Annotated in this window: 11 protein-coding genes and 1 CRISPR repeat array; of the genes, 3 read left to right on the plus strand and 8 right to left on the minus strand. The window is 70.1% G+C overall.

What is annotated here, in order from left to right; translation table 11 throughout:
• Window positions 1–325: 325 nt before the first annotated feature.
• The gene (locus ABT092_RS06175) at window positions 326–661 is read left to right on the plus strand and encodes a hypothetical protein (protein ID WP_351240344.1); all 336 of its coding nucleotides are present in this window, start codon (window positions 326–328) and stop codon (window positions 659–661) included.
• Between the two features lie 616 nt (window positions 662–1277).
• Window positions 1278–2597: a Vps62-related protein gene (locus ABT092_RS06180; RefSeq protein ID WP_351240346.1), complete on the plus strand. Its 1320-nt coding sequence runs from the start codon at window positions 1278–1280 to the stop codon at window positions 2595–2597.
• Window positions 2598–2897: 300 nt separating this feature from the next.
• Here ABT092_RS06180 and ABT092_RS06185 read toward each other — a convergent pair whose 3' ends face one another.
• The 7 genes from ABT092_RS06185 to ABT092_RS06215 form a co-directional block, all read right to left on the minus strand.
• Window positions 2898–4400, minus strand: coding sequence for a putative type IV secretion/conjugal transfer ATPase (locus ABT092_RS06185; RefSeq protein ID WP_351240348.1), 1503 nt, complete (start codon window positions 4398–4400; stop codon window positions 2898–2900).
• A 16-nt stretch (window positions 4401–4416) separates the two neighbouring features.
• Entirely contained in the window at window positions 4417–4824 is a 408-nt protein-coding gene (locus ABT092_RS06190) for a DUF6238 family protein (RefSeq protein ID WP_351240350.1), read from the minus strand.
• A gap of 19 nt (window positions 4825–4843) precedes the next feature.
• Window positions 4844–6313, minus strand: a complete 1470-nt coding sequence (locus tag ABT092_RS06195; RefSeq protein WP_351240352.1) for an SCO6880 family protein — start codon at window positions 6311–6313, stop codon at window positions 4844–4846.
• Between the two features lie 95 nt (window positions 6314–6408).
• Window positions 6409–7983: an SCO6881 family protein gene (locus tag ABT092_RS06200; RefSeq protein WP_351240654.1), complete on the minus strand. Its 1575-nt coding sequence runs from the start codon at window positions 7981–7983 to the stop codon at window positions 6409–6411.
• Between the two features lie 60 nt (window positions 7984–8043).
• On the minus strand, window positions 8044–8685 hold the full coding sequence (locus ABT092_RS06205; RefSeq protein ID WP_351240354.1) for a hypothetical protein: 642 nt from the start codon (window positions 8683–8685) through the stop codon (window positions 8044–8046).
• Window positions 8686–8771: 86 nt separating this feature from the next.
• On the minus strand, window positions 8772–9080 hold the full coding sequence (locus ABT092_RS06210; protein WP_351240356.1) for a DUF6112 family protein: 309 nt from the start codon (window positions 9078–9080) through the stop codon (window positions 8772–8774).
• A gap of 76 nt (window positions 9081–9156) precedes the next feature.
• Entirely contained in the window at window positions 9157–10281 is a 1125-nt protein-coding gene (locus ABT092_RS06215) for a C40 family peptidase (protein ID WP_351240358.1), read from the minus strand.
• A gap of 531 nt (window positions 10282–10812) precedes the next feature.
• On the opposite strand from ABT092_RS06215, the gene ABT092_RS06220 reads away from it, so the two are divergent.
• Entirely contained in the window at window positions 10813–11562 is a 750-nt protein-coding gene (locus ABT092_RS06220) for a DNA-methyltransferase (RefSeq protein ID WP_351240360.1), read from the plus strand.
• Between the two features lie 101 nt (window positions 11563–11663).
• Here ABT092_RS06220 and ABT092_RS06225 read toward each other — a convergent pair whose 3' ends face one another.
• Complete coding sequence (locus ABT092_RS06225; protein ID WP_351240362.1) at window positions 11664–12602, minus strand: DUF5655 domain-containing protein; 939 nt, start codon at window positions 12600–12602, stop codon at window positions 11664–11666.
• Window positions 12603–12722: 120 nt separating this feature from the next.
• Window positions 12723–13239: a CRISPR direct-repeat array (repeat unit 28 nt; unit sequence GGACCACCCCCGCACGCGCGGGGAGCAC).
• Window positions 13240–13710 lie beyond the last annotated feature (471 nt).

Genomic DNA, 13710 nt, shown 5'->3' on the forward strand with positions numbered 1-13710 from the left:
CACGACGTCCACACAGTCCGCAAAACGGGCATCACGAAATCGAAAGCGGAGAAGTCCACTTCTCCTCGCCCACGCCGCACAGGTTAAAGATCAAGTTAAGGCGTGTCTGGAAATGCTCGTTGGGGGTTTCGTTGAGCCAGAGGTCAGAGCGGCTGGGCGATTCCGGCCTGGTAGGGCTTGCCGAATTTGTCGAACCTTGCAGTGATCGCACGGAACTTTTTGAGGAGAACAAAGTATCGATCAACTGTCACCCGAACGAGGGGCGTAGCGTGCGGCAGTCCTGCGCAGGTTCCGGGTGCGAGGTGTTCCTGGCAAGAGGACACCCATGACGAAGGAAGTGCGGCCAGTGGCAGTTGGCGACGTCACCTACACCGATGTGCTCGGTGGGCGAGTGACTTTTACCCAGACCGAGGACTCGACGGTCCGTATGGTCGGTCAGTTCAACGAGGGCTTCGACGACCCCGATGCGCGGACCCTCCTGTACGTCGGTGAGCTGCCTCCGCCCGACCAACTCGATATGACGATCAACCCTCCGGGAACGTCTGCGTTCGAGTACGACTACGAGGATGTGACCATCACCAACTTCACCGACGTGCCGATTCGGATCATCGCCGACAACGAGATCATCGCCGTCGCCGACCCCACCGTGCCGGCTGAGTAGAGCCAGGAGCCACGTGCCGCCGGGTGGATGCCGCGGCCGTCGTGCGGAGCGCGCAGAACCGAGACCTGCGGGCCGTGGTGGCAGGCGGGCGGCTCGGGTAGCCGTCGCCTGCTCGGCGCGGATGCCGTGGTGCGCTTTGTGCCCTCACAGGTGAAGGGGCGGGCACGGCGGGCGGCGGTGGCCTGGAGCAGCGGCGGCGATCAGGTTCCGGTCCACGTGGTTCAGGAAGCGGAACCGCTTCAGCTCGTGCCGCTTCGTGTTTCTCCCGCAGGGGTGCGGAGGATGGGTGTCGCTCGTTCGGGCGAAAAAGATCATTGCGGGCAGCTCCGTTCCTTCGGTGAGGTCACTTCGTGTCCGGCCATCGCGGGTGGCTCTACAACGAAGTCGGTGAACGCAGAATTCGGATGCCGTGATCAGCAGCGAAGTGTGGGTGGACCGTTGCGGCGGGCGCTGGATTTCGAATACGGCTCGGCCCAAGGCAATTGCGTCGTTGGGCTGCAGTGGCCTGAGGCGAAGGTCTCCGCCACGGCCGTGCGGCAACTATGTGTATCCATAAAGTAACCCCGGGCTGCGGGGCGGTCGAGTCGCGCAGCGAGACGACCTTTGAGGAGGGAACATGCAGGCTGTCAGGTTCGGAGCGCTGGAGATCATGGTGACCGACCGGTTCACGCGCCGGTGGGACGATCGAGGGTCGAAGGCCACCATGCATGGCGCGTTCTTCAATCCCGAACAGGCGAGCCCGGACTGGAAGTGTCTGGGCAGCCTCGGGCATGCGGGCAACCACGAGGACATCAGCGGCAGGCGGGCGACGATCCTGGTCCGTGGTGTCAACGCGGCGGATCAGATGGTCAAGCCGCCGGTCCGGTTCGAACGCATCTGGCGGGACCAGGGGTCGGGGGCGAACGTCAACGGCGCGGTGTGGCGGCCGATCCCGCCGTCGGGTTACGTCGCGCTCGGTGACGTGTGGGGGAGTTGGAACAGCTGGGAGCCGCCGGCGGCCGAATGGTTCGGTTGCATCCGTCGGGAGTTCGCCGGCCGCAGCTACGTACGTGAGGGCTCGGTCGGCGATCTGATCTGGTGGGACAAGAAGTCCGGGGCCGACGCGGACCTCTCCACCTGGCAGATCGTGCCGCCGTCCTATCCCGCCGACAGCGGCGAGCGCCTCGTTCTGGGCGCGGACCTCCACGTGGCGGCGAACGGCTACGGCAAGCCCTCGGGGCCCGTGTACGTGCTGGACCTGCCGGCCGCGGTCGTCAAGAGCAATCCGCCGAGCGTGCCGGCCCTCACCTCGCACTCGATGCCCGAGCCTCGCGAGACCGACAAGGTCGTCGACCGGGCCGTGACGGTGCCCTGCACGGTCGTGGGCGACCCCGGTAAGACCCTGCAGTGGCAGGTGGCCAACTCGCCCTTCTACACCCTGGAACGGCGCAGCAGCTTCTACTGCCAGATGCACTACGACAATTCTCAGGGCGACTCCGAACAAGCCCCGTCCGACAGTGTGACGACGGGTATCAGCACGGAGAGGAGCGAGGAGTTCAGCACCCGCACCAGTGTCACCGTCACCGCGTCGGCCGGCATCGAGCTCAAGGGCCTGACCGCCTCGGTGGAGACCAGCGTGACGACTGAGCTGGGCTACAGCAGCCGTTACGGCGTCACCCAGTTCACCGAGCGCACCCAGACCTGGCCCATGACCACCCCGCCCCGGCACTCCGCCGCGCTGTGGTCGCCTCGCCACGAGATCCGCGCGGTCCGCAAGGACGGCACCGTCGTCGGCGGGCAGGGCGGCCTCGTGTTCGACGTCGACTCCCGGGTCTACACCCAGCACCCCGCCGCCAACCTGGCGACACCCCTGAGCGAAGCCATCATCGGCGGCGACCCCGACCCGTTCGGCGAGACCGGACCCGACCCTGTCAAGGACCCCGTACCCGTCGGCTAACCCACACCCCCGGCATCTACCAGGGCGGGCACAGACCACCACCAGCCTGTGCCCGCCCCCACAGCACCACTACGCCAGCATCGACCTGCCCCCTCCCCCTTCTGACTCCGCGAACCAGCAACTGATCAGTTTTGTCAGAGTGGCGCGAGAAGGTGCCCTTGACGGCGTACCACTCGACGCGGACGCGCAGCCCGCCGAAGAGGGCTTCCTGTAGGAGGCAGGCGCTGGTCCTAGACGCTTCGAACCGCTGGTCTGAGCCCAGGCCCGGCAGTACGGCCACGGCACGGGCGAGGGCCAGCGTCAGGCGGACATCCGGGCATCTGTGTCGAACAGTGTCCGTTCGGCCGGGTGGAGCAGATGTTGCGTGATGAAGCTCCGGCCTGCGACTTTCCACAGGCCGCGTCCCTTGGTGAGGGCGGCGACGGCCTGGGTCTCGACGCCGGTGAGGCCGAGGAGGGTGCCAGCGGAGGCAAGTTGGTCGGCCTCCTGCCGGTAGATGATCCGCGTCGAACAGTCCGTGAGGAGACCTTCGGCGAGGGCACGGCCCCGGGAGCCGGCCTCGCCCGCGGTCAGCAAGTCGCTGAGCCGGTGGATGACCATCATGTTGGCGATGCCCAGGCCCCGGGAGAGCTTCCACTGGGACTGCATCCGCTCCAGCAGGGCGACGTGTCGCATCACCCGCCATGCCTCGTCGTAGATCACCCACCGACGGCCTGCGGCGGGGTCGGAGATCGCCGCCTCCATCCACGCCGCCGCGCAGGTCATGGCGAGGACGAGGCCGGTGTCGTCGCCGGTGCCGCCGAGCCGGGACAGATCGATGGAGAGCATTGGTGCCGCCGGGTCGAACCGCACGGTCGACGGCGCGTCGAACATCCCGCCGAGGTCGCCGTGGATCAGTCGTCGCAGGGCGTGGGCAAGGTCCTCGGCGGCCTGCCCCAGCCGCCCGGAGGATTCGCCGGTTGCGGCGTCGAGGTGCTGGGGCGAGCTGAGGACGTAGGCGACGTCGCCGAGCAGTGGAGTCGTCCCCGTCTGCTGCGTGTAGGCGACGACCTGGTCGAGCGCGATATCCAGGGCAGTGTGCTCCATCGGGTGCAACTCGCGCCGCAGCACGGTCTTCGCCAGCGAACCGAGGAGGAGCAGGCGGCGTTTGCGGACCTCGGTCGTCCAGTCCTCGTCGCTGATCCCGAACGGCTTCTCCGGCGCGTCCAACGGGTTCAACCGGCCGGGGAGGCCGGGCCCCAGCGCGATGGTCTGCCCGCCCAACTCCTGGGCGACGACCGTCCACTCTCCCTTCGGGTCGCACGGGACGTAGATGCGGTAGCCGAAGGCGGTCGCCCGCAGCGCCAGGCTCTTGGCGAGGGCGGACTTGCCCATGCCGATGACCCCGGCGAGCAGGATGTTCGGGTTGGTGAACCCCTCCAGCCGCCCGTACAACGCGAATGGGTCGTAGCAGAAGCTGGCTTCGGCGTGGACGTCCTGGCCGACGTAGATGCCCTGAGCGCCGAGCCCGCCTTCGGCAAGGAACGGATAGGCGCCGGACGCGACGGCGGTGGTCATCCGGTGAGCCGGGAGCCGGAGCTGCCCGCCCCGGGCCGACGCTGGCCCCGGACGGCCGGAGATGGGATACGTCGGGTGGAGTTCCGGGTCCGGGCCGGAGACCGGACGGCGGTCCCGGGGCCGTGTGGCGTGGCGGGCTTTGGCTTGGGCGGCGGTGAACTCCGCCTTCGCCCGTCGGTTGGCGCGGCGGTCGGAGCGGTGGGGGGTGAACAGCGGGCTGGCGGTGGCCCGGGGGCGAACAGACAACGGTGGCTCCGGTTGGTCAGAGGTGGTCGGGCCCGGTGAAGGGGGCCCGGAGCTCGGCGGGGGTGTGGGTGCGGCGGACCCGGACGGATATCCGCAGGTGGCGCCCGCACACCGGCAGCCGGGGACGGCAACCACTGCGGGCGGCGAGCCGGTCGGTGTCGGTTGCGGGGGCGTGGTGCCAGGCGGCGTGGAGATGTTCGGCTGCCTGCCACAACCGCACCCGCGCGGCCTTCAGCGTCTCGCCTCCGGTTCGGTCGATCGGGGTGGTGCGGGTGGTGTGGGCGTCGAGGAGGGCGTAGAGGGCGAGGCAGTGCTGGTGAAGGGCGTCCAGCTCGGGCCGGGTGGCGGTGAGCGGGCTGTCGGGGACGGTGATCGCCCGGTGGAAGTCCAGGGCCTCGGTGGCGAATGCCAGGTCGGTCGGCATGGTGGTCCCGGTCTGTGGGTCACGGGCGGGCGAGGGGCAGGGCGGCGTTGGTGAACGCCTCGGCCTGCTGCCAGGTCAGCGGACGCAGGTCAACCAGCGCCGCGACGGCCGCCGTCTCGATCGCCGCACACGCGGCGTTGAGCTGGTCGGGAGTGTCCGCCGAGACGGTCACCAGCCCGGTGAGGGCGACGTCGGCGTGGCCGGCGATCAGCTCCCGCTCGCGGTTCTTGATGTCCGCGTACTCGACGTTGTCCTCCTCGGAGTCGACCTGGCCCTTGCGCTGCCGCTCGGCCGCGTCCGCGATGACCGTGGCCTTCTTCCGCTGCACGTCCTTGAGCGCCGCGTCCAGGCTCTTGGGCGCGTAGGTCAGGGAGAGGGTGCGCCGGACGCCGGAGGTGAACAGGAGCTGGTGCAGGAACCCCGGGCTGGTTTCGATCCGGGGCCAGTTCTCGATCCAGAACGTGGCGTGGTGGGCCGAGTCGGTCTCGATCCGGTCGGCCTTCTCCACCAGTACGACGGGGCCTGCGGCAGCGGGGTCGGCCTGCGGGCGGTCGGTGTCCGACCACTGGTCCATCGCCGCGCCGGCCTTCGGGTCGTACGCGGTGCGGATCACCGCCGCGATCTCGCCCGCCGACAGCCACCCGCCGGGGGTGAGACCGGCGTTGCGCACCGACTGGTCGAACGTCGCGGTCAACTGGGCCAGCACCGTGAACGCACCGGTCAGCCCACCACCCGCCTGGTTGACCAGGTGCCGGGCCGCCTTCAGGTCCAGCGCGATGGCCACGTAACTCTCGTGCGGGGCAGCGGCCGGACCGGCCGCGGTCAGGAGGTCGGCGTAGATGGGCCCGGCCAGGTGGGTGTCCGGGCGACCGTGCTCGGACCAGTACCGCTGCAGCGCGTCACCGGAGTCCGGCACCGTCCGCTCCAGCACCTGCACCCGCGCGATGTGCCCCGCACGGGACAGCGCCGCCAGCGTGCGGCCCCAGCCAGCCACATTCGAGTTCTGGGCCGCCGGGTCCAGCAGCGCGAACGCTCGCGACGACACGCGGACCACCGCGGTCAGGGTGCCCTGGTGCGGGTCATGGACCGCGCCGGTGCACCGGTCGGGAGAGGTGACGACGCGGAGGGAGGCGGCGGTCCCGGGGAGGTGGAGCAGGCCCTCCCGCCGGGGCCGGGAGGACGGCCGGGCCAGCCACACAAGCTGGCCCTTCGCCCGCCGGGACGCGTACCGCAGGGCGATCGGGGCCCAGTCGGCAAGGGACCGCCCCCGGTAGCGGACGAACACGGCCGCGAGGATCACGGTCCACAGGGGGATGAGCTTCAGCGCGCCGGGGACGCCGGTCGACATGAGGACGGCGAGGAGGAGCAGGCCGGTCACGGCGACGGCGACGAGCTGCGGCGCGGTGAGGCCGAGGAGGACGCCCCGGCGGGATCGGTGGGGGAACTTCACCGTGGCCGGAGCGACGGGAGTTGCGGAGTCAGGGTGCATGAGTCGAGCCGTCCAGACGAAGGAAAGTGGGAGAGGTAGCCGGGCCCTGGGGGCGGACCTGGGTGGTCCGCCCCCAAGGGCACCGGGTCAGCAGGTCAGGACCGGGAGCCCGAGCCGGGAAGGCCGGTGGGCGGATTCGGGTAGACCCACCGGGCGGCCGGGGTCGTGCCGCCCTGGGGGTTCAGCCCCGGCGGGGCCGGCGGCCGGGGCTGCGCCGGCTTGGCCGGAGCTGTCCGGATCAACGGGGGCGGAGCGGATGGTGCTCCGGCGGGCACCGGGCCCGGTGCGGTCGCCGAACCACCTGAGCCGTTCGAACCGATCGGTCCGGAGCCGACCGGAACCGGTCCCGAGGCGGTTGGCGCGGCAGCGGTAACGGAACCGGTACTGGCCGGGCCGGGTGCGCTGGTCGCTTCGGTGGCTGACCCGGTCGTCCCGGCGGCTCCCGCCGATGACCCGCCGGTCACGCCGTCGGTGCTGGTGCCGGTGGGCTGGCCGGGCCGCTGGATGAGTGGCTGCCCCTTGTCGCCGTCGGTACGGGGCCGGCGGATCAGCGGCTGGCCCTGGTCGCCGGCGGCGTTGGGGTCCTCGCCGAACCGGAACGTGGTCTTCGGCGGCTCGCCCCCGGAGATCCCCTCGGAGGAGGTAGAGCTGCCCCCGGCGGGGTTGATCCCGGAGGCGACACCACCAGCACCCTGGCCGGGGACCTTCGCCGGGCCCTGCGGGGCGGGGGTACCGGTTCCGGCCTGCATGGCGAGCTGGCCCGCGGTCTTCGCCGCCCCGGCCGCGACCGCGACTCCGGCCACGCCGCTGCGGTGCAGATCGTCCTGCCCACCGCCCTCAGCCGCCCAGTGCACGAACTTGTACGTCGCGTACGGGCACAACAGCACCAGCACCATGATCACGATCCCGGCCATAGCATCCGACAACGCCCCGAGGCCGTCCGAGGCATCGGTCTTGCCGATCGCGGAGACACCGAGGAGGAACACGATCGTCATCAACAGCTTGGAGACCACGAGGGCGCTGGTGGCCTCGATCCAGCCGCGCCGCCACCTGCGGGCGACCTCCCAGCCGCCACCGGCACCGGCGAACACCGCCAGGGTCACCAGGATCAAGATCCCCACTTTTCGGGCGACCATCACCGCCCAGTAGAGGAACGCGCCGACGGTCGCGCCGAGGGCGACGATCGAGGGGACGGCCCAGCCGAGCCCGTACATCGACCCGTAGCCGTTGACCTTGACCAGGCGGCGCACCGCGTCGTCGACCGACGCGTTCGCCGCCTTGAACAACCCGGCGGACAAGGCGTCCACCACGGTCAGCGCGACGCTGGTGCACGCGATGGCCGCGAACGCGAAGAACACCCCGGCGACGGTGCCGGTCACGGCCTGGAACAGCGCGCGTTCGTCCCGCCGCCACGCCGCCCGGATCAGCTGGAGACAGAACGTCCCCACGATCAGCACCAGGCCGATCGGCAGCAGGAGTTCGTAGTTCTCGCGGAACCACCCGGCGTTCAGGTTGACGGTGGTGGTCTCGTCCACGGCCTGGGCGGCGAGGTCGGCGCCGGCCTGGGCCATCTCGCCCATGGACTTGGCGATCCAGGCGCCGATGCCGTCGGTGACGAGTTCACCGGTTGAGCCGACCACGCCCTCGACGGTGGCGCAGACGGTGTCCATCAGGGGCAGATCACATGCTGAGGGCACAGGGCACCTCCTCTCCTTCGAGCCCGGGCCCGGTCACGGGGCGGGGGTGGGCAGTACGGCCGCGAGAGCGCACGCCCGGTCGGGGCGGCACTGGACGGCGAGCGTCGCGGAACGGGGCTCGGCTCCGGACCCCGCGTCGACGCCGGTCCAGACGATCGACTGCCGCCCCGTCACCGTCACCGCGTACACGTACGCCTCGGTGATCGCCCCCGGATCGTTGGCGAGCGCGGTCTTGAACGCCTGCGGGAAGTGCCCCTCGCCGACCGTCGCGGTCGCGTACTGCGCGTTGTCCTGCAGCCGCGCCCACAACACCCGATCCGGCACCTGATCCGCCACGGACTCCCAGTCCGCGTACTTCTTCTCCGCCGTCATCCAGCGTTCGAGCCCGGCCATGTGCTCGGGCTGGGAGAGGCGGCGGGTGTCGTACGACCACAGGACCTTCGCCGCCGCCTTCGCGAACACGACCGGATCACTCGTCTTCACGGGCGCCGCCACCGCGCGCCCTTTCGGAGCCGGGGCAGTGGGGGAGGGGGCGGCCGGAGCCGACTGCCGGGTCTCGGGTACGGAACCGGCGGGGGCGACCGGGGCCTCCTCGCGGGTGAGGTAGGCGACCAGACCGGCCACAGCGGTCAGCAGCGCCAGCACCACGGCCACGATCAGAGACCGGTGCAGCACCGACGACCCCGCGCCCGGCGCCAGAGAACTCCTCGCGGACCGGCGGGAGTCGCGATGGGGGGAACGTTCCTTCTCGTGCCTGGGCATCAGTTGACCTGGGTCCCCATCGCGGAGAAGAAGCTGACGATGCCGTTCGCCGCACCCAGCAGCAGCGCACATCCGGCGGCGACCACGGTGCCCTTCTTGCCGTTCGCCTCGGCCTGATGCCCACCCGAGTGATGGCCCCAGGCCCACACCAGAGCGGATACCGCGAGCGCGCCGACGACCGCGATGATTCCGAAGAGGTTGATCGAGTTGATGACGTCCTTGAGGACGTCCATGCCCGGCAGGCCGCCGTCGGCGGGCTTGATACCGGGGTCGTAGGCCAGGACAAGACCCGTCTGGCTGGACTTCATGGCGAGGAACTCCTGTTCAGGGCATACGAATGCCCGAGAAGAAGGGAAACGAGGGAGGAGAGGGGAGGCGGAGGGGTTAGAGGATGCGGCGGGCGGCGAGAACGTCCGGGCGCCAGTCGGTGAGCGTGGCGATCCGGACCACGTCACCGGTGCGGGGGGAGTGCAGGATCAGCCCCTGGCCGATGAACATCCCGACGTGTTCCGGACGGGCCGCCGTGCCCCGGGTGAACAGCAGGTCACCCGGCTTGAGGGACTCGACGGCAACCGGCTTGCCCTCGGCCACCTGCGTGTAAGTGGTGCGGGACAGCCCGATCCCGCCAGCCCGGTAAGACGCCTGCATCAACGACGAGCAGTCACACCGCCCCATCGGGTCCTGCCCACGCGGCGCGGAACACCACCCACCCCACTGATACGGGGTGCCCAGGGCGCCGAGCCCCCAGCGGATCGCGGCCCGTACCGGCTTGGGTGCGTCCTTCGGGATCTTGTACCCCTCGGGCAGTGCTCCCGCGGGGATCGGCCCGAACCCGGAACCATCCCCGCCACCCCCACCGGTCTCACACCCCGACGATGGGGCCGCGACGTCAACCGTGCCTGTGCCGTTGTCGGCCTCGGGAAGATCGGGGGCGAGGGCCTTCTGGAGCGCGGTGGCCAGCGGCTCCCACTTCGCGTACGCGTCGGGGAACCCGCTCAACTGCACGGCCTGCGCGGCCTGGGTGACGGTCATCGACTCCCAGCCGGAGACCTTGAGCAGCCCCTCGTAGAACTTGGTCGACGCGTACACCGGGTCCCGGATCTGCGCGGCGGTGCCCCAGCCCATCGAGGGACGCTGCTGGAACAACCCGAGCGAGTCCCTGTCCCCGTAGTCGAGGTTGCGGAGACCGGACTCCTGGAGGGCGGTGGCCAAGGCGACGATCTGCCCGCGGACCGGGACCTTCATCGCCACCCCGGTGGCCTGGATCGTCCGCGCGTGCGGGACCTGCCCCTTCGGGCTGGTCAGGCCCGGCACCGAAACGCCGCCCCCGTCCCCGCCGTTCAGGATCGACTCCACCTGCTCGGACACCGTCTCGGTATCCACAGCCTGTGCGTCCGCACCACAGGAGACCTCGGCGCCGCTCGAACCCGCCAGCGCCACGGTGACCGGGACGATCAACAGCAGCGGAGCCAGCACGACCCCACCCGCGATCACCGCGACCTTCTTCACGACCGCCCCGCCGAACCAGGGGCGGGGCGTGGGCGTATCTGGGCATGCCGCATCGACGGCTCCTTGCGTGTAGGCCGCCCGGCCCGGCGTTCTCGTCGAAAAGGCCACCGGAAGTCGGGCGGGTCAGAAAAAGAAGAGAGCGGACCGGTGCCCGGGAGCGGCTAACTCCCGGACACCACCGCGACGCGAAAGGCGGCAGCAAGCCGCCCTCGTAATCTCACCCACCACATGGAAAGCCCCCTCGCATAGGCCCCGACCGCCTCGTCCGCTGGACAGGGCAGCACGCAACAGCACAGCTCAACCACCCTCTGAGCAGGGCCCAGAGCGGCGAACACGACGGGACTGTAGGAGGGAAATCCGGCCGCACCAAACAACCCCGGAAACCGTCACCGGGTCACTGGGTGCGGCCGGAAAAGACGGCTACCGTTCGCGGCACCGCTCACCCCAGACAGGGCGTTCGAGCGAGCCACGCCCGCATACGTTGACGAATCCGGCGGGCGGGCAACCGCCTTTCCCGAAGGAGAATCCGCTGTGCCGTACACCCTGCACCGAGGCGACGCGCTCACCATCCTGAAGACCCTGCCCGACGAATCCGTCGACGCCGTCATCACCGACCCGCCCTACAACTCCGGCGGCCGGACATCCTCGGAACGCACCACCCGCACGGCCCGCGCGAAGTACACGAGCGGGGACGCCGGGCACGACCTGGCGAACTTCCCCGGCGAGAACCGCGACCAGCGCTCGTACCGGGCCTGGCTGACCGACCTGCTGACCGAGTCCTACCGGGCCGCCCGCGAGCACGCGGTCGTGATGGTGTTCACCGACTGGCGCCAGGAACCGACGACGTCGGACGCGCTACAGATGGCGGGCTGGACCTGGTCCGGCACCATCCCCTGGATCAAGCCCGCCTCCCGCCCCCGCAAGGGCGGGCCGAAGCAGGACTCCGAGTTCATCCTCTGGGGCGTCAAAGGCACCCTCGACAAGACCCGGGACCTCTACCTCCCCGGCCACTACGTCGCCTCCCAGCCCCGCAAGGACCGGGTCCACATCACCCAGAAGCCCGTCGAGGTGATGCGCCAGCTCGTCCAGGTCGCCCGCCCCGCCGGCACCGTCCTCGACCCCTTCACCGGCTCCGGCACCACCGGCGTCGCCGCGCTGAAGGAAGGCCGGAACTTCATCGGAATCGAGCTGTCCGACCACTACGCCCAGATCGCCGAACAGCGCCTGCGCGACGCCGTCCTCACCCAGGACGACCTCGACCTCGCCGGACCGGAACAGTGAGAAGACCCGCCCCCCGGGGAGGGGGCGGAAAAGAGAATGAGGGCGGTTGCCGACCCGGTGGTCCGGGCACGGCAACCGCCCTCAACACGTGTGCGCCGGGTTCAGCCCGCCTCAACGCTCTGGCGGATCAGATCCCCGGCCCGCTCCAGGTCGGCACGGGATCTGATCCGCACCTCCAGCTCCCCCGTCCCCACGAACCCGATACCGCGGACATCCCGCGTGAACCCCTCGACCAACTCCACCGAATCCGGGTCCACCTTCAGCCCCACCACCAGGGTCTGCTTCCGAGGCTGAACCTTCACCGACGCCACATTCTTGATCCGCCGGTACGCGATGTAATGCTGGAGCGTCTCCCGCTGCACCGAACCCGACTCCAGCAACACCTCCTCCAAATCCCCGAAAAGGTCCTTCAACCCCTGCGGCGAGGCGTCCAAGTACTGCCGCACCGTCTTGGCCCCACCGGAAGCCGCCAAATCCTCCACCGGGACGGGCAGCCCGGAAACGGCACGGGAACGGGGGACGACCGGTGCGCCCGGCGGGCCGGTGAACGAGGCCGCCAACCGCAGCGTGACCACGTCCTCAAACACTCGGTACGCCACCAGATCGATCCGCTGCCGGATCACCTCCAACGCCACCACCGTATGCGGCGTGAAACCCCCCGCCACACACACAATCCGAGGACGGCCCCAGTCCACCGACCCCGCCGCCCCCGCACCCAGCCGCTCCCGCACCAGGCCCTCGAACTCCGCCCGGTTGTCGGTCAACCAGGCCAGATACGACAGCGCCTGCGTCACCACCTCCTTGTCCCGGCTCCGCTTGTACTCCACGATCACCGGCGCCCCGGTCTCATCCAGCCCCAGCGAATCAATCCGCCCCCGATGCCGCCCCGTCTCGTACTCCGATGCCAGGAACCGAATCCCCAACATCGTCGTCATGTTCGCCTCGACCAGCGACTGCAACTCCCGCTCCAGCGCCACCGACGAACCCGCCATCTCCACCACACGCCCGCCATCCACACGGAACGCCTTCAGATCACCCACACGAACCCCCAGCCCCTCAGCAGATCGACTGGGCAGAGAATCCCCCAGGGCCAGCGGATATTCCGCTGATGAGGGATCAGGGTCCACGCGCACGTCACTCTCGCTGATCTGCGGCGGGAGGGACTACCCCCGCACGCGCGGGGAGCACCCCGACCGCACCGCCGTCCGCTTGCGCAGCACCGGACCACCCCCGCACGCGCGGGGAGCACACCTACGACCCCACCGGCCGGGGAGGAGACACCGGACCACCCCCGCACGCGCGGGGAGCACGGACTACCGCTACACCTGGCTCCGGGACTCCGCGGGACCACCCCCGCACGCGCGGGGAGCACACACGCAAGATCCTGCGGGGGGTGCCCCGGACGGGACCACCCCCGCACGCGCGGGGAGCACCTGGGCCCGTCGCCCCGCTGGCTCTCCACCGAGGGACCACCCCCGCACGCGCGGGGAGCACATAAGCCCCGAACCACCCGCAGTCGGCGCCGAGGGACCACCCCCGCACGCGCGGGGAGCACCCGAGCAACGACGGCCAGACCAGCGTCTTCCACGGACCACCCCCGCACGCGCGGGGAGCACACGACGCGCATCATCGACAGCTTCAGCGGTCTGGGACCACCCCCGCACGCGCGGGGAGCACTCTTCCTGACCAGCCATTTTATGGCGTCGCTGCACTGTTTTTGGCAAGAACTTGAAAGTCCGGCATTCCGCCTGTACCGCCCATTTGGTCAGTCTGTCCAATCAACATCCCAACTTCGTTCAGGCTACCGTCGAGCGGGCCAGCGGATATTCCGCCGATACGGGAACGTGACCATCATGAAGGCGGCCTTCGATCGGGACGAGGGAACGGTGCCCCCGCACGCCGTACGGCCCGTGCGTGTCCGACGCCTGTACGGTGAGCGTCCCCGTCGAGCCGCTCGGACACCTGGTGATGGCCACCGCCCAGGCAGGCAAGTACGCCACCCTCAACGGTGACGGCCCCGCGGCGGCACACCTCCTCGACCTTGCCACCGAGATCGGCGCAGCCCTAGTCAAACGCCACCACGGGCACGGCGAACACCTCCCCGGAAGCCCGGGGCCCGCCGGGTCAGGGGAACCGACGGGACGGTCC

It is taken from the genome of Streptomyces sp. NPDC002490 (genome assembly GCF_040296045.1).
In the GTDB taxonomy this organism is placed as follows: domain Bacteria; phylum Actinomycetota; class Actinomycetes; order Streptomycetales; family Streptomycetaceae; genus Streptomyces.

Coding starts and splice junctions, on each gene's coding strand:
- ABT092_RS06175 (WP_351240344.1), top strand. CDS start 326: ATGACGAAGGAAGTGCGGCCAGTGGCAGTTGGCGACGTCACCTACACC.
- ABT092_RS06180 (WP_351240346.1), top strand. CDS start 1,278: ATGCAGGCTGTCAGGTTCGGAGCGCTGGAGATCATGGTGACCGACCGG.
- ABT092_RS06190 (WP_351240350.1), bottom strand. CDS start 4,824: ATGCCGACCGACCTGGCATTCGCCACCGAGGCCCTGGACTTCCACCGG.
- ABT092_RS06195 (WP_351240352.1), bottom strand. CDS start 6,313: ATGCACCCTGACTCCGCAACTCCCGTCGCTCCGGCCACGGTGAAGTTC.
- ABT092_RS06200 (WP_351240654.1), bottom strand. CDS start 7,983: ATGGACACCGTCTGCGCCACCGTCGAGGGCGTGGTCGGCTCAACCGGT.
- ABT092_RS06210 (WP_351240356.1), bottom strand. CDS start 9,080: ATGAAGTCCAGCCAGACGGGTCTTGTCCTGGCCTACGACCCCGGTATC.